Origin of the sequence: Pseudomonas sp. Bc-h (genome assembly GCF_002080045.1) — a bacterium.
Taxonomy (GTDB): Bacteria; Pseudomonadota; Gammaproteobacteria; order Pseudomonadales; family Pseudomonadaceae; genus Aquipseudomonas.
On record NZ_MUIN01000016.1, the window covers coordinates 85258 to 104404 of the forward strand.

At 59.0% G+C, this 19147-nt stretch carries 15 protein-coding genes; 7 read left to right on the forward strand and 8 right to left on the reverse strand.

The features are described from left to right. Positions 1–3 precede the first annotated feature (3 nt). The 3 genes from BWR59_RS29230 (at position 4) to BWR59_RS29240 (ending at position 2080) form a co-directional block, all read left to right on the forward strand. A complete protein-coding gene (locus tag BWR59_RS29230; protein ID WP_081569174.1) occupies positions 4–297 on the forward strand; it encodes a DUF5629 family protein in 294 nt (97 codons plus the stop codon). A 261-nt stretch (positions 298–558) separates the two neighbouring features. Beyond that, a complete protein-coding gene (locus BWR59_RS29235; RefSeq protein ID WP_081569175.1) occupies positions 559–1728 on the forward strand; it encodes a lactonase family protein in 1170 nt (389 codons plus the stop codon). Positions 1729–1900: 172 nt separating this feature from the next. Then, positions 1901–2080, forward strand: coding sequence for a hypothetical protein (locus BWR59_RS29240; protein WP_081569196.1), 180 nt, complete (start codon positions 1901–1903; stop codon positions 2078–2080). Between the two features lie 316 nt (positions 2081–2396). Here the strand turns inward: BWR59_RS29240 and BWR59_RS29245 are convergent, their stop codons facing one another. The 3 genes from BWR59_RS29245 to BWR59_RS29255 are packed head-to-tail and all read right to left on the reverse strand — an operon-like array spanning position 2397 to position 7637. Continuing rightward, a complete protein-coding gene (locus BWR59_RS29245) occupies positions 2397–4514 on the reverse strand; it encodes a TonB-dependent receptor (protein WP_081569176.1) in 2118 nt (705 codons plus the stop codon). Further along, positions 4511–5728 (reverse strand): MFS transporter, encoded by a 1218-nt coding sequence (locus BWR59_RS29250; protein WP_081569177.1) that lies wholly within the window; start codon positions 5726–5728, stop codon positions 4511–4513. Before BWR59_RS29250 ends, BWR59_RS29245 begins: the two co-directional genes overlap by 4 nt. Next, entirely contained in the window at positions 5718–7637 is a 1920-nt protein-coding gene (locus tag BWR59_RS29255; RefSeq protein WP_230982112.1) for an IucA/IucC family protein, read from the reverse strand. Before BWR59_RS29255 ends, BWR59_RS29250 begins: the two co-directional genes overlap by 11 nt. Before the next feature lie 346 nt (positions 7638–7983). Between BWR59_RS29255 and BWR59_RS29260 the strand changes: the two genes are divergently transcribed. From BWR59_RS29260 to BWR59_RS29275, 4 genes are all read left to right on the forward strand, one after another. Then, positions 7984–8175, forward strand: a complete 192-nt coding sequence (locus tag BWR59_RS29260; RefSeq protein WP_081569178.1) for a hypothetical protein — start codon at positions 7984–7986, stop codon at positions 8173–8175. Further along, a complete protein-coding gene (locus tag BWR59_RS29265; protein WP_081569179.1) occupies positions 8172–8402 on the forward strand; it encodes a hypothetical protein in 231 nt (76 codons plus the stop codon). The genes BWR59_RS29260 and BWR59_RS29265 overlap by 4 nt, the downstream gene beginning before the upstream one ends. 269 nt (positions 8403–8671) lie before the next feature. Further along, positions 8672–9646, forward strand: a complete 975-nt coding sequence (locus BWR59_RS29270) for a hypothetical protein (protein WP_081569180.1) — start codon at positions 8672–8674, stop codon at positions 9644–9646. Beyond that, positions 9636–10010: a hypothetical protein gene (locus BWR59_RS29275; RefSeq protein WP_081569181.1), complete on the forward strand. Its 375-nt coding sequence runs from the start codon at positions 9636–9638 to the stop codon at positions 10008–10010. The genes BWR59_RS29270 and BWR59_RS29275 overlap by 11 nt, the downstream gene beginning before the upstream one ends. Positions 10011–10073: 63 nt before the next feature. Here BWR59_RS29275 and BWR59_RS29280 read toward each other — a convergent pair whose 3' ends face one another. The 5 genes from BWR59_RS29280 to BWR59_RS29300 form a co-directional block, all read right to left on the reverse strand. Continuing rightward, positions 10074–10685 (reverse strand): glutathione S-transferase, encoded by a 612-nt coding sequence (locus BWR59_RS29280; RefSeq protein WP_081569182.1) that lies wholly within the window; start codon positions 10683–10685, stop codon positions 10074–10076. Then, positions 10685–14326 (reverse strand): AAA family ATPase, encoded by a 3642-nt coding sequence (locus tag BWR59_RS29285; protein ID WP_081569183.1) that lies wholly within the window; start codon positions 14324–14326, stop codon positions 10685–10687. Before BWR59_RS29285 ends, BWR59_RS29280 begins: the two co-directional genes overlap by 1 nt. After that, positions 14323–15564: an exonuclease SbcCD subunit D C-terminal domain-containing protein gene (locus BWR59_RS29290; protein WP_081569184.1), complete on the reverse strand. Its 1242-nt coding sequence runs from the start codon at positions 15562–15564 to the stop codon at positions 14323–14325. Before BWR59_RS29290 ends, BWR59_RS29285 begins: the two co-directional genes overlap by 4 nt. A 188-nt stretch (positions 15565–15752) precedes the next feature. Beyond that, positions 15753–17429, reverse strand: a complete 1677-nt coding sequence (locus BWR59_RS29295) for a BatD family protein (RefSeq protein ID WP_081569185.1) — start codon at positions 17427–17429, stop codon at positions 15753–15755. Next, a complete protein-coding gene (locus tag BWR59_RS29300; RefSeq protein WP_178111256.1) occupies positions 17426–19147 on the reverse strand; it encodes a VWA domain-containing protein in 1722 nt (573 codons plus the stop codon). Before BWR59_RS29300 ends, BWR59_RS29295 begins: the two co-directional genes overlap by 4 nt.

Here is a 19147-nt window from a genome sequence, read left to right on the forward strand (position 1 = left end):
GCCATGACGACCACCCCGCAAACCCTGCGTGCCGAACTGCAAACTGCGCTGACCTCCCACAGCATGCTGGAGATCGATGGCCTGCACGCCTTCGAATTCTCGCTGGACGAAATGCTGCAAATCGAAAGCATGGACGGCCGCGAGCGCAAGGTCTGGCGCTTCTCGCTGGCACAGATCGATGCCGCCGAGTTCCACAGCGAACTGCAGAGCTGGGTCATCAATGACGGCAACGCCGACCACCGCCTCCTGGTGCTCAATGCGTTTGCCGCCAGTGATGAGGATGAAGAAGACGAGTAAGTGCATCGCTTCACCGAACACCGCATGACCCCGTGGGAGGGGGGCTTGCTCGCGAACTCGACGGCACGTCCGATGATTTTTTGCCGGCTGAACCTCGGTCTTCGCGAGCAAGCTCCCTCCCACGGGGGTGTGGCCCGCCGCTCTTGCTCAAAGGGCCTCACGAACCTGATCGCCCAGGCAACTACTGCGCTGAAACCGCTGTCATAGACCTGATTCTCGCGTGAACAGCGCGCCAACAACACCAACAACGAGATCGCCCAAATGACTCCCAGACTCCTGCCCTGGCTGGTGCTCGCCAGCAGCCTTACAGCCATTTCCGTACAGGCCAAATCCATGACCGACTACGACGTACTGGTGGGTGCCTACACCGCCGGCGCCAGCGAAGGCATCTATCGTTATGGCTTCAACACCCAGACCGGCCAGCTTGAAGCCAAGCCGCGCCAGGTGATCAAAAGCGAAAACCCGTCCTGGTTGACACTCTCCAAGGATCAGCATCACCTGTTCGCGGTCAACGAGAACGGCCCGGGGCAGACCGATGTGGTCGGCAAGGTCAGCAGCTTTGCCATCGATCCCAAGACTCATGCCGTGTCCTTCATCAATCAGATCGACAGCAAAGGCGAGGAGCCGACCCACTCCAACCTGAGTCTGGATGGGCGCTTCCTGTTCGTCGCCAACTACGCCGTGCATCCTGATCCAGGTGGCTCGCTGGCGGTGGTGCCCGTCGGCAAGGACGGCAAGCTGTCGCCGGTCGCCCAGACCTCCACTCACGAAGCGAGCAAGGTCAATCCGGAGCGCCAGGCCTCGTCCCACGTTCACTCGGCCGTACCGACGCCTGATGGCAAATACCTGATCGCCATGGACCTGGGCGCCGACAAGATGTTCGTCTTCAACTACGACGCCAAGAAAAACCAGCCACTGACGCCCGCCAAAACGCCTGCGGTAGACCTGCCACCGGGCAGCGGACCGCGCCATCTGCTGTTCAGCAAAGACGGTAAACACGCCTGGCTGACCATGGAAATGAGCGCACAAGTGGCGGTGTTCGACTACCACGATGGCGCGTTCAAGCGCACGGCATTAGTGGACCTGGCGAATAAAGACGGCCAGCAATACCGCGCTGCCGGTGGCCTGCACACCTCGCCGGACGGCAAGTTTCTCTACGTCGCCAACCGTGGCGAGGCCAACGAGCTGGTGGTCTTCAGCATCAATTCGAGCAACGGGCAGCTCAAGGAAGTGCAGCGCCGTTCTGTGGAAGGCAAGGAGCCGCGTGAATTCAGCTTCGACCCCAGCGGCCATTTCGTGCTGATCGCCAACCAGAAAAGCAACCAGATCGTGACCGTTCGCGTCGACCCGAAAAACGGCCTTTTGGGTGAGACGGTGCAGAAAGTCGACTTCGATTCACCCTCCGACTTTCGTTTTCTGACTGACAAGTGACACATTGCCGCAGGCTCGAGCCCTTGATTTACAAGGGTTCGGGCCATGTATTAATTCAAGTGATAAGGGCTAGTGCCAGAAAAGATTTTTTCTGAAAGCTCCTCGGGCGTAACTTTCATTCCACGGCCACGACGGTCAAGACTTGAAACGAAACAACACCGAGGTACGCATCATGAACTTCAATATCTTCTCCATCATCGCCGCGTCTGCCATCTCAGCCACCGTTGCATTGCCAGCCAGTGCCAGTGTCGACGTCACAGACAAAAAAGTCAGTTCGACCCAGAGCTACACCCCGAAATACCTGCAACAAAGCGCCAACTTCTATGCCGCTCTGGATCATAAGACCCAGTAATGAATAGAACTCTCGAAATGAATCCATTCCCCGTTATCGACACTTTCGTCAACGAGGCTGCCGACACCGGGGAATGGATTTGCAAGAAGTTGAATTAAACACGCTCTAACCGCTTCGAAATTGAAAGAACGCTTTCGCGAGCAACTTCGCCGTTAACAGGTTGATGCGACCCGCTGACCATTGTGTGTCAGGCCATGTATCAAATGTAGGCGAGCTTGCTCGCGAAAGCGTTGAATTCCCTCCCTTTGGTCCCCGTCTGCTGAATAAGCGATGGGGATTTTTTTATGCTTGATTATTCATTCGTTCGCACAGGGCATTACCAATTGACTGCGTAGCTCATGCCGAACGTGCGGCCCTGCGCATGAGCGAACGGAGCACGCGCATTCGCCTGGCTGAACAGCGTCTGGTAGTGGCGGTTTGCGACATTGTAAATTCCCGCCTCCAGACGCCCGACCGGCAGTTGTGTTGATCCCATGACATCGAACATCGTATAGCCTTCGATCCGGCGGCCGTTTTTGTCGTTGAAGGCCGCCTTGTAATCGGCCAGATGCATCGCCTGCACGCGGATGGAATAGCGATCAGGGTTGTATTGCGCAAACACTGTGGTTTTGGCCGGTGACACTCGTGTTGCGGGCAAGTCGATCCACTTATTTCCTTGTTGCGTTTCACCTTTCGCCCAGGCGTAAGTTGCGCCTGTGGTCCAGGATTCGCTCGGGCGGTAACTCAGATCGGCCTCAACTCCGCGCACTCGTTCCTTCTGATTGATCAGTCGCAGTACGCGCTCGCTGGCATCGTAAAACTGGGTAACATCGGAAGTGTTCTGATAAACGGTCGCCTGGCTTTTCCATTCGTCCCAGTCTCCCCGCCAGCCCAATTCATAACTGTTGACCTTGAGTGCCTGCGCATTGAGCTGGTTGATGTCAAAGGTGCTGCTGACATCGCGCAAATAGCGCTGGATATCTGGCAGAGAAAATCCCTGGCTGAAGTTGGTGAACATTTCCTGCGCGTCGCTTAACCGATACACGACACCCAGGTTATAAAGGGTATCGCCGTATTCAAGCGTGCCGCCGGGGAGAGTGGACCAGCGTCCGGTCTGCACGATTTCGCCATACGCGATGCTGTCGCTCACCTCGCTTTCGATCCAGGTCTTGCGCACGCCGCCGCGCACTGTCCAGTCTCCCAGTTCGTAGGACAACTGACCGAACACGGCTCTGGTTGTGGTGACGAGGTCAGGTCCGAGTTCAAAGGTTGTCCCAGACTTGCGATAACTCAGACCGTCGACGAGGTACTGATCACCACGTTGTCGAGACAGCTCGTGGTCATAGTCCGCTCCCCACACAAGGTGTCCGGAGGCAGCCCCAATGGCAGGCATCTGGCTCTCGACGGCTGCGCGCAGGCCGTAAACGTCCTGCACGCTGTTGTTGTTTGAAACACCCGCCTTGCCGCGACGAAGATCCGGAAAAAATAGAGCATCCGATCGCCTCCAGGAGCTTTCCACCTGCAAGCTCTGTTTGAAAAAGTCGGTGTCGCTGTAGGTCAGGTTGATGGCCTGGTTATGGGTAGAGGGCTGGTCACCCAGGCTCAATCCCTTGACTGCGATCGCTTCGCCAGGACTTTTCGGGTCCTTGGTATAGCGGGTGTCCTGCTTGTCCTTGTAGTCCTGCAACGACAGCCCGAGCTTGCGTTCGGAATCCAGCTCATATCCGACCCTGGCTTGCAGGTCGTAAGTGTCGGTATCCATGTTGCTGCCTTGCGAGGTGTCCTGCGCAATGCGTTTTCCATCGCCGTCGAACTGATCGTTGCGCTGGGTCAGCGCTGCGGACAGATACCCGTCCAGCGCACCGGCCTTTGCGCTCGCGCTTTGAAAGGTCTCATAGGCAAAACCGTCAGCCCGCAAGTTATTGGCGGTGGTGATACCCGCCTTGCTGCTGAACGCCAGTTCGTCGCCCTGATTGCGCTTGGTAATGATGTTGACGATGCCGCCCGAAGCGCCGGCACCATAGATACTGCTGGCGCCTGAAACCACTTCGATACGTTCGATGCTCTCAGGCGAGATGCTGTTCAGTTGGCGAAAGTTATCCCGTGTCGCGTTCTGCGAAACCCCGTCGATCAACACCAGCAAACTGCGCCCGCGCAGTGTCTGACCAAAATTGCTCATCCCTCCGGTGGACGGAGCAAGGCCAGGAACGAGTTGACCCAGAATGTCGGAGACCCTGCGCCCGGCAGTGCTCTGTTGACGAATCTGTTGGTTGTCGATCACCTGCACCGATCCAGGAATGGAGGCGATGCTTTCTTGTGTTCTGGTGGCTGAAACGACCATCTCGGACAGATTCAATGTTCCCGAGCCGTCCCGGTTTTGGGTTTGTTGCGCAGCAACCGGGAGAGCGACCGAACCTAGCAGGGGCAGTAAAAAGCTGAGTGTACGTTTTGTCATTGTTGTGTCTTTTGTGGGATGGGTAAAGAAGGGTTCAGAGCAGGGGTAAATTGCACCGAGCGAATGAGCCGCAGGGTGAGGGCGGCGACGAGGTAGGCGATAACAACCAGCCAAAAGCTGTGCGCTACACCAACGACGCTCATGCCTATGCCCCCGATGAATACTCCGCATAGCCCACCGGCCTTGGCAGCGCTGGTGCCTAGCCCCAGGGCGAGGCCATGTCTCGACGGCGGTAACGTGTTGGCGATCAGCGCATAGGCAACCGGTAGCAAGGCGCCTTGCCAGATGCCCCAGATCAGTCGGCTGATAACGAACGTGATCCATTCATCGGCCAGGGCTGCTACCGCGAGGGTCGCGGCACAACCCCATGTCACCCATTCGATAACCCCCAATGTTCTGGGTGGATGCCAACGGTCGAAGTGCCTTGCCCATAATGGGGCGGACAACGCGAGGCTCACCGCGCTGACCGCATAGCTGGCTCCGACCCACATCGGTGTGGCGTGCAAAACCTGGGTCACGTACAGGGAATAGAAAGGTTGCTGCATGGCCTTGGCGGCTTGTATGAAGACGATGATCAACATCAGGGCGCACAGCCATCCGTGAGGCAGCACCAGGGACTGTTTACTGCTGCGAGGGACTACCTGCCCGGACGTTGCAGGAAGACGCAGACAGATCAGGGCGCAGCTCATACATATGGCAGTGGATGAGTGACAAACCCATGCGAAGCCGTAGGTCTCCATCAGCCAACCACCCAAAACCGGCCCTGCCAATGCCCCGATCGCTGTGGCCGATTGCAGTTTTGCGAGTATCCGCCCTCTACCTTGCTCGAGCCTGAAGCTCATGGCATAGGCTTGGGCGGCAGCAAGAAATCCCGCGAGGGCGCCTTGCGCGCTTCGCGTCGAGATGAGCGCCCAAGGGTCCGATAGCACTCCTGCAAACCATTGGCATGCGGCAAGAGCGACGAGTGCGCGAACCATCATCGGCTTGTGGCCGGTCCTGTCACCCAAGCGCCCCCACAAAGGTGTAACGATCATGGTGGCGAACATGGGGCCGGCATACACCAATGCGGACAACAGCCCGCTGTATTGGAACTGGTCCGGGCGAAGCAGCGACTGAATATGCAGCGGCCAGAAAGGGCCGCTCATTTCCATCGCCCCCATGGAGATCAGCTGGACCAACAGGAGTGCTCTCATTGCGGCAGAATCAGAGCGCATGGAGTGCCGGGTTCAAAGGGTTTTTCAGGCGTCCGACGATATCGGTAGCGCTGTTGTGCAGACGCATCCGAAAGAATGACTTGGCAGGCCAGTCATGTTCGAGCAATGCCTCTCGCTCTGTCCGCCATCGATGAGGTTCTGATCGTTCCTGCAGGTTTTCAAAACAGCGGCTCACATGTGCATGCAGTGTTTCCCACAATGCAGATTCAGATATCTCCCAATGTCGAGTGATCAACAGAATCAACTCACCGAAATGACACATGAAGGTGGTGTGCAACAGCTTGTCCCGTACATGGCTGGGGTCGTCGTACAGCGTCATGGACGGATCCTGCAGTAGTAGATTCAGCCCTCGTGCATGCAGCGCCGTTCTATCGATCCTGATATCACCGAAATCCCGCAGCGGCAGACGTGCCGGTTGCCCGTTTTCGTCCATTACCATGAAGCTGTTCTGCTGATGCGCTTCGAAGGCGATGCCATACAACACGTACATGCCCAGCAGGCCAGGTAGTGATGCATCGAGATATTTATCAAGAAAGAGCTGCGCTGCCTCTGCCGAATCCGAGCCTTCGGAGAGCGATACCCATTGGCGCAGGAGAGGTTGCTCGTTGTGATCGACGGCAAAAAGGCTTCCAACAGGTATTGCCATTTCTCCGGAGCGGATTTGCTCGCTCGGGTTGTTCCGAAACAGCACGGATAAATGTCGGGAGCGCTCGTCCGGGACCTTCTCCGATTTGAAGTGAATACCGATGCACTCAGGAACAATTGCCAACCGCTGGTGAATTTCAGGCTCCTGCCGCAAGATGGTCGACAAAAGGGCAGACACTCTGGGCCCCATACATGCGGACCTTGGCGAAACTGTTCGTTGGACACTGGTCAACCGCACGCCCACCGGAAGTTTGACCATCGGTGCAGTGGTGCTGGCCTCTGGCAGAACGGTTCGAAAGGACATCGTCGGGTGCCCCACAAACGCCTTGATGTCAGTAATGAGCAAGACTCGGTCGCGAATCTCGTTGGCAAACAGCATTGGAAGCGTTTCGGATGCTTGCCAGGGATGGACGGGTAGCTGAATGTAGTCATCGGCCTGAAGACCTTGGCGCTGCAGGAAGGTATTCAGCTGTTGCCGAACGCCCGGGAACCATAGATCGAGATTGGCGTGATACCCGGGAATTTCCGGCATCAGCTCAATGTGAGCAAAGTCTTTGTGAAGCGCACACAGTGATATTTCGAAGCTGGCTTCGAATTCGGGTGAATAGCCAACGACCTCCTCAATCGACAGGCCCAGCTTTGTCTTGAAATTGGGATGCCATGGATGCCCGGTCGTGCCCCACTGCTCCAGCAGAGCGCTGGCATTCAGTGTCGGTTCGCGGCTGATGCCCAGCAGGAAAGGTTGATCGTTACCTCCATAACGATCCGCGAGGTGTCTACTCCAGCTGTCGTGGAAGACCACGCATAACGTGTCGTTGATGAAGCTGTCATCTAACTCTTCAGAAAGCCGGTCCAGGGTTTCGGGAGGAATGACCTCAGCAAAGAGCGGTATAAGAAGTCCAAGCAGTTCTGAAGGTGACGAAACAGTCTGAGGGGGTTGCTCGCCCAGATGAAAAAATGTGTTTCCTGTCAACGACCAGCCACTCATCCTGTGGGAAATAAGGCGCTCGAAGGTCAAGCAAGTGCGGTCATCCACAGTTAGTGATTTTTGATCGTCAGGTAATGTTTTCAGCAGAAGTGGATTAATGATGTTTTCGCGCAGTAATGCCTGAACTAATCGTTGCAGTGCACGCTTGGATGCCTTACATACGGCGTACTCAAAAGCGTCGTGATTTATACCGTAGCGACTGAAGCACGTCGTGCTGATCGCCTTGCGCCATTGAAGTGTCAGCATTTCCGGAAGTTTAGGTTGCAGCGCTTTCACGTCCGAATCCTTTGGTTAGCATCGTCGTTAACATTGCCCATTGCCGGGAATGATAATGATTATTGTTGTGTGTAATTGGTGCGGCGCAATTTAATCAGGTTGCCAGTTGTTTGCTGTCATCCATGTTCTTCCGATGGTGAAGGGCATTTCTGAAAGGCTTGTGGGATGTGATGAATCGAAAGTTTCTAAAAACGGGGTGACGATTTAGAGCAAATCTATTACGCCGATTGACAGGTTGAATAATCAACCAAACTGATCTTCTGAATCGTTCCTCATCGTTTTTAAATAATAGTGAGTTCCAGCATTCTGGGCGCCTGAAAAACAGGAACCACCCGGAGTTACTGACATGGCCACTGCCATTCTTCATTCACTTAAACAAGGCGCCTATACCGCCCTCGCTTTGTATGTAGTTTTCATTGCAGTGGTCACTGTCGCCAGCATGAATCCACAGCTGACTGCACCGGCATCGGTGTCCGCTCAGTCCTCAGTCGTCCAGTTTGATCAGGGCGCTGTCGACAGGCAGGGGCGTGCGTCGTGAGAGGGGCGAACTTCTGGGTGATCGTGTTCTTCGCCCTGATCAACAACGGTTGCTCGTTGCTGGGGCATGGCGAGGGTTCGGTGGGCGGTGTGGCGCGGAGTATGGAATTCAAGACTGAAGTCGCCGAAGCCATCGAGTTGCAACGGGCGCAGAAGCTCAATGCGGGCAATCCGCCGCCGAAATATGGCGAGTTGTTTTCTGACATTTTCCGGTGGACGGTGGTGTGAGGGTAAAGCAGAACCTGTGGCAGTCCGGCTTGCCGACGATTGCGTAATTGAAATCGCTGCCGCCGGCAAGCCGGACTGCTACAGGTGGGTCGTTCTCTGGAATGTAGGTCCCTGAGAACTCAGGCGTAGGGAGTTTCCGAAAATTCGCATTCGGGCCGTTTTTGACAACCTGCTGGATGACATCTCCAAGCTCTCAAATTACTGTCCGGCTTCCATTGGCCCGGAAAGGACTCCGCGCAGCTGCAATTCTTCAACGCAGGAAGCTCGACGTGTCACAACCCTATGCATTCGTTAACGATCAAGCCCGGCACTATATTCACCTTCGAGATCAGCATCTCGCCCTCTCCATGAACGCTCGTTCGAAACTCGATCAGCTCAATCCCTTCCTCCGTAACGGCATGGTGAGGCCCGCAGACGTGGTAGTCGTCGGTGACGGTTCGACCAACATGTGCACACCCGAAGAAACCCGATTGATGGAACTGGCCTCGCAGGTTCGCGGGGCAATGATCGGCATGTCCACACGTGAAAGTTCTGTGATGACGCATAACTTCGACCTGCTGCAAAGTTTCATGTCGTACGGCTCTATCGGTATTGGAGCCAGCACGGCGGCATGGAGCAGGCATCTCAAGGATCTGGAAGAGCTGCTCAAGCAGACCGAGGCACTGCATCAACGCTGGCGTGCGGGCGCAATGACAAACGATCAGTTCTTTGCCCAACGCCGTGCGCTGTTTACCCGGATGGAGACGAGCCTTAAAGGTATTGGTCGCTTTGGATCGGGTTTGAATAACCAGGGCAAGATGAAGCAGATCCTGGGGATTTCCAGCAAAAGCTACCTGCATACCGGTGACATCAGGGGCTATGCCGGGAAGGTCCGGAGCCTGTCCAAAATGGCAGGTGCGATGAGTAAAGGTACGTACGTGGGCATTGCATTAGATGTTGGCGCGGGAGCGCTGGAGATTAAAGAGGCGTGTTCTACAGGGCGGGAAGAGGAGTGTACTCGGGCGAAGTATGTGGAGACTGGTAAAACGGCGGGTGGGATATTTGCCTCTATGTATGCCGGGAGTGCAGGAGCGGTAGCCGGCCAATCGATCTGTGTAGGGCTTGGAGTCGCGTCAGGAGGGGCCGCGATAGTAGGCTGCGCGCTCGTCGCGGGTGCAGTTACGGCATGGGGAGGTGGGAAATTCGGGTCTATCGCTGGAGAAAACTTAACCACTCTCCTACATGGAACTGTCCATGGACGGTAACTTCATTCTGGAGATGAGCATCGCTCTGGGGACCTTTGTTTTTTTGATTGATGTAGCGGTGTTTGTTTGGGTCGCATTCTTCAAGCTGGAGCAGATCGAAGACGCACTTGGAAACAGCAAACTCAACATCGACGCTAAACGGTTTGGAAGTGATAGTGGCTTGCTGGGCCGTCAGTACAGGTTGTCGACTACGATAAGCGCGTTACTCTTCACAAACATGTATGTGCGCAAAGGCTTGGTGGATCTCAATGATGTGAAGCGCATGCCAACCCACCTGAAGCGGTGGGTCCTGATTCCCTTTTTAACTGCAGGGGTATTATTTTTGTTTGTGCTTGTTCTGATGTTTGTGGCCGGAAAAATATAGCGAGGGCGATTTCAAGGCCGCCCCGCCGGCATCGGAACGCCGCCCGGCCTCCCAGCCGCGCGGCTACAAGGTTTTGTGTTTTACCATGGCCTTTTTAAACAGCTCTGAATCCAGAAACCGCTGCAGCCAGCCCTGCAAACGTGGATAGGGCGATTGCCAGAACCACTCAGGATCGACCCCGCAAAACTGCCGCACGAACGGCGCCAGGGCAATGTCGGCGAGGGTCAGGTGATGGGTCAGCAGACAGTCGCGATCCCTCAACAATACCTCCAGCTTGCTCAGAAACACCTCACCTTGGGCGCGATAGTGTTCCTGGCTGAACTCGGGATAGCGCACCGCATATTTGTAGCGGTCGAGATCGGTCTTGAATGTGCTGTCGTTTTCAGCGATCAATTCAGCGATCTGCTGCTGCGCGGGGCTATCGCAAGTCATGGACCAATCATCCGGATCGTTCTGCGCCAATGCCCAACGCATGATGTCCAGGCTCTGCTCCAGCACCTGGTCGTCCAGTACCAGAACCGGCACCGTGCCTTTAGGCGAACGTTCGAGCATCTCTGGCGGCTTGGCCTTGAGGCTGACCTCGACCAGTTCGACCTCGGCGCCGGAATAGGCCACCGCCATGCGCGCCCGCATGGCATAAGGGCAGCGGCGAAAGGAATAGAGCAGGGCGCTCATCACGTCACCTCCAGGGTACTCAGGCCGTTGCCCTGGCGACGCACCTGAATCTGCACCGGAATCCGCTCGTGCATTTCCTGTACGTGGGAAATCACCCCGACCTTGCGCCCTTGCGCCTGCAAGCCATCCAGCGCGTCCATCGCCAGTTGCAGCGATTCGGGGTCAAGACTGCCGAAGCCTTCGTCGATGAACAGCGACTCGATCTTCAGTGTGCTCGACGCCATGGATGCCAGACCCAGCGCCAGGGCCAGCGAAACCAGGAAAGTCTCGCCGCCGGACAGCGAATGCACCGAACGCAGTTCATCGCCCATTTCGGTGTCCATCACCAGCAGGCCGAGCATGCTGCCGCCGCGTTTCAGGCGATAGCGCCGCACCAGTTGCTTGAGCTGGGCGTTGGCGTGATGCACCAGCAAGTCCAGGTTGTAGGCCTGGGCAATCTTGCGGAATTTGTCGCCCTCTGCCGAACCGATCAACGTCGCCAGTCTCGCCCAGCGCAGGTATTCGCTGTTGGCGGCCTGGATGCGCGCCTGCAATTCGCTGTTGGCGGTGCGACGGCGCTCGTCTTCGCTGATCTGAGCCCGCAGATCTGCACACAATTGGTCGTGGTTTGTTGACAGGCTCTGGGCCTCGGACAGCGCTGCAGCCAGTTGTTCCGAATCGCCCATATCGGCGTGCTGCGCCTGATGCTGTTGCAACTGAGTCTCGCGCTCCTGCACCAGCACTTTCGCCTGCTCCAGGGCTTTTTCACTGGCCTGCAAGCGTTGGCGCAACTGACTGACGCTGTCGTCACTCAGGCCTAGTAGTGCGTCGAGCGCGGCGTCGTCGAGTTCGCTGTGCTGGCTGCGCCATTCGCTGATCTGCCGATCGAGGTCGGCCAGGTCCTGTTGCAGCCCTTGCTGACGCTGACGTTCGCCTTCGAGTTCTGTGGTGAGTTTGATCGACTCGCTGCGCGCCTGCTGCAAGGCCTCGGCGATTGAGGCCTGAGCCTGACGCGCTTGCTCCACGGTCTGTTCGAGTTGTCGCTGCCAGTGTTCTGCGCTGGAGTGTTCGCCGAGGATTTCCTGCAAGCGTTGCTGCACGACGGCCTGCTGTTGCTGGCTGGCCTCAAGCCGCTGTTGCAACTGCTGATGCTGTTGCAGACGCGATTCTTGAGCGATCTGCTCGCGCTCGATTTTCTTCGCTCGCTCGCTGTGTTCCTGTTGTTCGTCCTTTTGCTGATCGAGCTGTTCGACCCGGCGTGCGATGTCGTTGTCCAGCTGCATGAAGCTTTCGGTCGCCGACTCGCGCCACAGTGGCAGACTCTCGGCGGGCAGCAGCGGTTCGAATTCCACCAGCGAGGTTTCGAATGCCTTGTTGTCCAGCGAGATATTGCGTTGCTGATCGTCCAGCAATTTCATCGCCTGCTGGCTGGCTTCGCGGGCGGCCTGCACTTGGTGTTGCAGGGACTCGGCGTCGCGCTGGACCTTGAGCAGCCGCGTCTGGCGCTGCTCGCTGCTGAGGATTTCCTGCGCCAGTTGATGCAGACGCTCGCTGAGCCAGTCGCTGCGCAGGTGCTCGGGTTGCTCCAGCAGACGCGGAAACAGCCCATGGGCTTCCAGTTCCGGCGTGAGTTTTTGCAGTTGTTCGCCGAGTTGATCCTGCTGCGGTTTCGACTGCTTGAGCTGGTTGTTCAGCTCGGCGACTTCGGTACGCAGTTCCGCGAGCTTTTCGCTGAGCTGGCTGACCTTTGAACGCGCTGCGGTTTCTTCGCTGTCGTCATGACCGGACAAGGCTTGCAGCAGCGCATCGGACTGGTGATAAGGATGATCTTCGCTGCCGCACACCGGGCAGGGCTGATTATCCACCAGTTGCTCCCGCAGTTGCTCGACGCTGGCGCTGCGGGCCAGACGCTGACGTTGCAGCAACTCGACGGTCACCTTCAGCGCCTGCTCGGCGGCTTCGTGCTCACCCTTGAGTTTCAGGCCTTGAGCGATGCCCTGCGCGCGCCGTTCAGTGGCTTGCTGCTGTTGCATCTGCACGTCGTGCAAGCGACCGGCAATGTCCTGATGACGTTGCCACAGACGCTCCAGTGAATCGCTGGCGCTGTGCTGCTGGCGGTTGTCTTGCAGCAATTGCCCCAGTCGTTCGATTTCCTGACCGACCGCATCGGCTTTGACCTCGGCCTCGTCGTACAGCGCTTGCAGCGCGGTACGACGTTCGCTCAATACCTGCTCGGCCTGGGTGGCAGCCTTTTCCAGCGCAGGCAGCTCTTCGCGGCCTTTGTTCAAGCGCGAGCTGAGCAAGACGATCTGCTGCAGGCGAGGGCGATAGGCTGCCCATGACTGGCTCAACGAATCCAGCGCGGCACTGTTCTGCAATTGCTCGGCGATGCTCTGCAATCGCGTTTCGACCTGACGTTGCTGGTCGGTCAGTTGATTGAGCGCAGTCTGCCCGTCAGTGCTGGTTTGCTCGGCAACGCGCGCCTGCTCGCTGATCTGCTGCAGCTCGTTGTTCAGGTGGTTGAGTTGAACCTGCTGCTCGAATGCCGCGCGCAAGGTCGGCGCGGCCGTCTGCTGCTGTTCCTGCGCCTGCACCAGAGCGCTTTGTGCCGTGGCAAGTTGAGCCTCCAGATCCGTCAGGCGGGTCTGAAGCTCCGCCTGTTGTTGGGCGTGCGCCTCAACGGTCGCCGCCAACGGGCTGAGCTGGGTGTCCAGTTTCTTGCGCTGACCGAACAAGTGCCGCTGCGGCGCCAGACGCTCCAGTTGCCCGAGTTGCTGGCGGTCGGCGTTCTGCTTGTCCAAGGTCTGTTGCGCGCTGGCGAGTTGTTCGCTGGCCGCCAGATGTTTGTCGCGCAGGCGGTTCAATTCACTCAGCCACTGCTGCTTGAGCTCCAACTGACGCAGTTGCGCCTGAGCCAGTTTCAGTTGTTGCTGGGCGTCGGCAAAACGTAGTTCCAGCTCGGCCCGCTGTTCGGGCTCCAGCGGGGTGAGGTTGCCGGCCTGGGCGTTGAGGGTTTTCAACGCCTCTTCGGCTTCCTTGCTCTTGCCGTAGGCGCGACGCCCGAGCTGGCTGTAGATTGCCGTGTCGGTGAGCTTTTCCAGCAGTTCGCTGCGCTCCTTGTCATCGGCCTTGAGGAAGGCGCTGAACTCGCTCTGCGCCAGCATCACGGCACGGGTGAACTGCTCGAAGTTCAGGCCCAGTCGCGTTTCGAGCAGAGTCTTGTATTCCGATTTGTTCTGGCTGCTGAGGATCTGTTCGCTGTCCAGATCGGTCAGGGTCTGGCGGCTGGCCTGGAGCTTTTTCGTTGCATTGTCACGGGCGCGGTTGGTTTCCCAGCGAGCACGATAACGACGCTTGTCGATACCGACGAAATCCACTTCCGCGTAGCCGCTGCCGGTGCCGCGCCGCAGCAGGTTGCGCGGGTCGTTGGTGCTGATGTCGCCGTCGATTTCCGGCACCTTCGACTGGCCGACATTGTTCAGGCGCGGAATAGCCCCAAACAGCGCCAGACACAGCGCATCGAGCAGCGTGCTTTTGCCGGCGCCGGTAGGGCCGGTGATCGCGAACAGGCCGGCGCTGGCCAACGGCTCGGCCGTGAAGTCCAGTTCGAAGGGCCCTGCCAGGGATGCGAGGTTTTTCAGGCGAATGGCAAGAATCTTCATGGCTGTTCGCCCTCCAGTTGCACGTCCTGGAGCAGGGTGGCGAAGTCCTGCAACGTCTGTTCGTCGACCTCGGTGCCGTAGCTGTCGAGCCAGGCGCGGCTGAACAATTCCTGCGGGCTGAGTTGATCCAGTTCGATCAGCTCGCGATCCTCGTCGTCATCGCGTCCGCCTTTGCCAGCGTATTGCGCCGCGATGCGCACCAGGCGCACGGCCTTGTTTTCCAGCGTGGCTTCGATCTGATTGCGCAGGTCCGGTTGCGGCTCGTCGAGTTTCACCCGGACTTCGAGCCATGGCTGGCGATCGATGTCGGCCAGCAGATCGATGTCCGGCAGGTCCTTGAGTTGCAGCAGGAGTTCGGCCAGCGGTGCCGGGCCGATGCGTTGCAGGTTGACCGCGCGCGGAATCAGCAGCGGTTTGACGCTGGCAAGCTTGCCGCCTTCGCAGTCGATTTCGAGGATCTGGTGCTGATAGCCGATTTCCGAAAACGACAGGGGAATCGGCGAGCCGCTGTAGCGAATCCGCTCCTCGCCGTTGACCTTCTGAGGCTTGTGCAGATGGCCGAGGGCGACGTAGGTGATGGTCTCTCCGAACAGGCTGGCGGGCAAGGCTTCGGCGTTGCCGATGATCAGGCTGCGCTCGGAGTCTTCCGAAACCGAACCGCCGGCCATGTGCGCGTGGCTGATGGCGATCAGCGCCTGGCCTTTCTTGCGCTTCTGGTTGGCGGCGGCGATCAGCATCTCGTGCACCTGACCGATGCCGCGCAGGTAGTTGTCGCCCAAGGTCGGGCCAGTGACTTCGGCGGGGCGCAGGAACGGCAGCGCCAGGCACCAGCCGAGCACTTTTCCCTTGGCGTTGGTCAGCGGCAGCAGCAGACGATCGACGTCGAGCACGCCATCGTCCAGCCACAGCACACGCCCCAGCGCGTGGGTCCGCAGACGGCGCATGAGTGGCGCGGGCAGTTCGATACGCGAGCCGGAATCGTGGTTGCCGGCGATCATGACGATGGTCAGTTGCGGGCTCTGTTCGTGGGCGCTGACGATGAAGTCGTACAGGCGCTCCTGGGCTTTGACCGGCGGGTTGACCGTGTCGAAGATGTCGCCGGCGATCAGCAGCACGTCAGGCGCGCGCTCGGCCAGGCGGGCCAGCAGCCAGGTCAGGAAGCTGGCGTGTTCGAAGTCCCGCTCCTGGCCATGGAGGTTTTGGCCCAGGTGCCAGTCGGAGGTGTGGAACAGACGCATTGGGGTACCTTGTGTTGAATGGTTTCGTAGGGCCGCACGCCAACCCCTTTTGATCGTTCCTACGCTCTGCGCGGGAATGCCGGGTCGGCCGCTCTGCGGCCAATGTGACGCACAGCGTCACGGGTTGCGTTCCCACGCCGAGCGTGAGGAACGATCAATGCGCGAAGAGGCGCATCGATCCAGAGAAATCACTTGGGATACAGCGGGGGCAAACTTTCGGCGCCATTCGGGTCGATCGGTTTCTCAACGGCTGGAAGTGCCTTCACCGCTTTCCATAAATCTTCACCCAGCCACAGCTTGCCGGTCTCGCTGTAAAGCGCACCGTTCAGGCCATCCAGCGCATCGGACAGCGGGACGAAGCGCGCGGCCATGTCGGCCAGGGTTTCCGGTTGCTGGCGGGCCCAGGCGTCCAGTGCCTGACGAGTCGCTTGAGGATCATTGGCCAGGCTCGCGCGTTTCAGGTCGTCAAGCACCGTGCGTGGGCTCGGCCCGGTCTGCGCAGCACGTGTCAGGGCCGGTTGCCAACGGGCTCGCCACCAGAGGCCGAAGCCCAGCAGCGTGGTGAAACTCAACAGCACCGTGCACAACTGCCACGGCCAGACCGGCGGGCCGATGACCGTCACGCCGCTGTTGTCACTGACCGGCATGTCGACCGCCAGCGCCGGATTGGTGCTGACCTGCAAGGTACGCGCGGGCAGAAAGCTGTGTTCCAGATGATCTTCCAGCGTGTTCCACCAGACCAGGTCCACGGCGGGGATGTCGATAGCACCTGGACGATTGGGCACCAGCGCCTCACGCTCCTCTCGGCTGCCCACCAGGCCGCGCTCACTGGCCTGATTGCTCAGTTGCGGCTGGTCCGGATAGCGCCGAAGCGCGCTGACTTCGGTGGCAGGCAACGGCGGCAATTGCGCGCTGGACAAGCCTTCGGCCTTGACCACCAAGGTGCGTGTCAGTGAATCGCCGATCTGGCTGTGCGCCGGATCAGGGCTCCAGTTCTCGCTCAGGGTGATGCTGCGCGCCGGCAGCCATGGCGTGTTGGCCGGATAGTGCGCCGGTTGCGGCTTGACCTTCAGCGGCAACGGATCGGACATGACGCGCATCAGCTTGCCCGGTTTTGGGCTGGTGGCAACGGTCGGTTGGCTGGTCGCCGCGGCCTGGGTTTCGGGAATGTCCTGAACCATCGTCGCGCTGAACTCCTGCGCCGGGATGGTCATATCGCCGCTGTGTTGCGGATACAGCGCGTAGCGCATTTCGATCACGCCATGACGAATGCCGTTGATCTGCTTCTCATAGGTACGGGTCTCGCCGAGCTTCTCGATGCGCGCGTCCGGCACCTGCAGCGGGGTCAGGTTGCTGTCATCGAACAACGACACCGAGTGATAGATGCGCACCGTCAACACCGCCTGGGCCTGCACGTACACCGTGTCCTGATCCAGGCTGGCTTCCATGAACACCGGCGCCAGCTTTTGCGCCTGGGACTGTGCGGAAGCCTCGACGACCTGTAACGCGATCGGCTGGCTGATCAGCTCGCCCAGTTGCAGCGGCGGAATCTCGATCGACCCGCTGTGCCTGGGCATCAGCGTGATCAGCCAGCGGGTGGTGGCGTGAACGTTGCCCTCAAGCGTCGTCAGACTGTTGAGCTGGCGGGTGTCGCGCACTTCGAAGTCGGCGTCCAGCGCGCTCATGTCAGGCTTGCCGAACAGCGTGGCGTCGTCGGATTCAAGGGTCAGCTCGACGGTCTCGCCGGTGTTTACCCGCGTGCGATCAACGCTGGCCTGCAACGTCGCAGCGGGTGTGTCGGCCTGCGCCACAAGGGCTACCAGGCATAACAACCAGGCGATAACGACAGTGTGCACACGACTCATCGGGCTTTTTCCTGATGCTGCTGTTGTTCGTACCAGAATTTGCGGCGCAACAGCTCACCGGGTTCGTCGGGAATCTGCCGCAGCCATTGTTCGAGGGCCTGACGCTGTTCGCCGCTGATGTGGCTGTCGGCAGGTCGGCTCGGCGCTCGGGTCGGTTCGTCGTCATCCGGCATTGCATCGGACGTTCCGCTGCCGCCGGAGAGTTGCGCACTGCTGGCGCTGCTGTCGTTTTCTTCTGCGTTCTGACTCGACGTCTGCTGGCTCTGTTGCTGTTGATCGGAGCTGCCGCCGCTCGGGTTGTCGGCGTCTTTCTCGCTTTCGCTCTTGCCTTCGCTGGCGTCTTCGGCCGCGGCCTGTTTGTTCTGCTCTTGAATCTGTTCGATCAGTGCCTTGTTGGCCGTGGCAGCGGGGAATTCGGGCTGCCGCTCCAGCGCCTGTTCGTAAGCGTCGATGGCCGCTTCGAGCTCGCCGCTTCTGGCCAGGGCGTTGCCGCGATTGTAATGGTCGGCAGCGGTGTTGCCTTGAGCGAAACGCTGAGCGGCGCCCGCATAGTCGCCTGCTTCGTAGAGTGCGATGCCTTGCCACTGAACGTTCTCAAAATGTCGTGCAGCTTCGGCGGGGTGATGGCGCTGCAGCAGATGCTGCCCCTGCTGATCCGGCCGCAGAAACAGATCCTTGAACTCGAAGGCGTAGCTGTGTTGCGGAACCAGCATCAGCAATGGCAGGCAAAGCACCCAGCCACGCCGACCGGCGCAGGCCGCCAGCAACAGCAGTGGCAGTAATAGCCAGTAACCCTGATCGGCCCAACTGTCGAGTCTTACGGTCTGGCCCTGACTGCGCATCTCTTTGGGGCCGTCGAGCAGGCCGAGTTCGCGCAGGTCGTCATCGTCCAGTCGCAACTGACTGTAATGGCCGCCCAGTTCTTCGGCGAAGTCCTTGAGGCTGGCGCCGTCCAGACGCGGCACCAGGATGCCGCCCTGAGCATCTTTGAGGAAGCCGCCTTTCTCCTGAGTTACCGGCGCGCCTTCGGCGGTGCCGACGCCAAGCATCAACAGCTGCGGGGCATGGCCGGTCATGGATGCGCGCATTCCCTGACGCTCCGCATCGGTCAGCGATGAGCCGATCCACAGCACACGCCCCTGACCCAGATCGCCCTGTTGCAGCAGATTCAGCGCCTTGATCAGGGCCAGATCGGCGCGCTGGCCGCTCTCCGGCATGATCGATGGCTTGACCGCATCCAGCAGGTTTTTGCTGGTCGTCAGGTCATCGGACAGCGGCACCAAGGTGTGGGCGCTGCCGGCGTAGACGATGATCGCGGTCTGCGAATCGCGGCGCACTTGCAGCAGGTCGAGCAGCTTGCGCCGCGCCTGTTCCAGCCGCGAGGGCGGGCTGTCGGCGGCGAGCATTTCGGGGGTCGTTTCGAACATTACCACCAGCGGGTCGGCCGGTTTCTGGCTGGTCTGTTCAACGCGCTGCCAACTGGGCCCGATCAAGGCCAGCAGTGCCAGCAACCAGCCAAAGCCCAGTGCGATCCAAGGCAGTTTGCTTTCACGACCGCTGCCGCCGCTGAGCAATACCGAGTGGAAGGCGCTCGGCAGAATCATCTGCCAGCGGCCGGCGCGTTTTTGTCGGTTCCACAGCCGCCACAGCAACCAGCCCAGCAACGGCAGGAGCAGCAGCCACCAGGGGCGCATCCAGTGTGGCCACAACGCGAACAG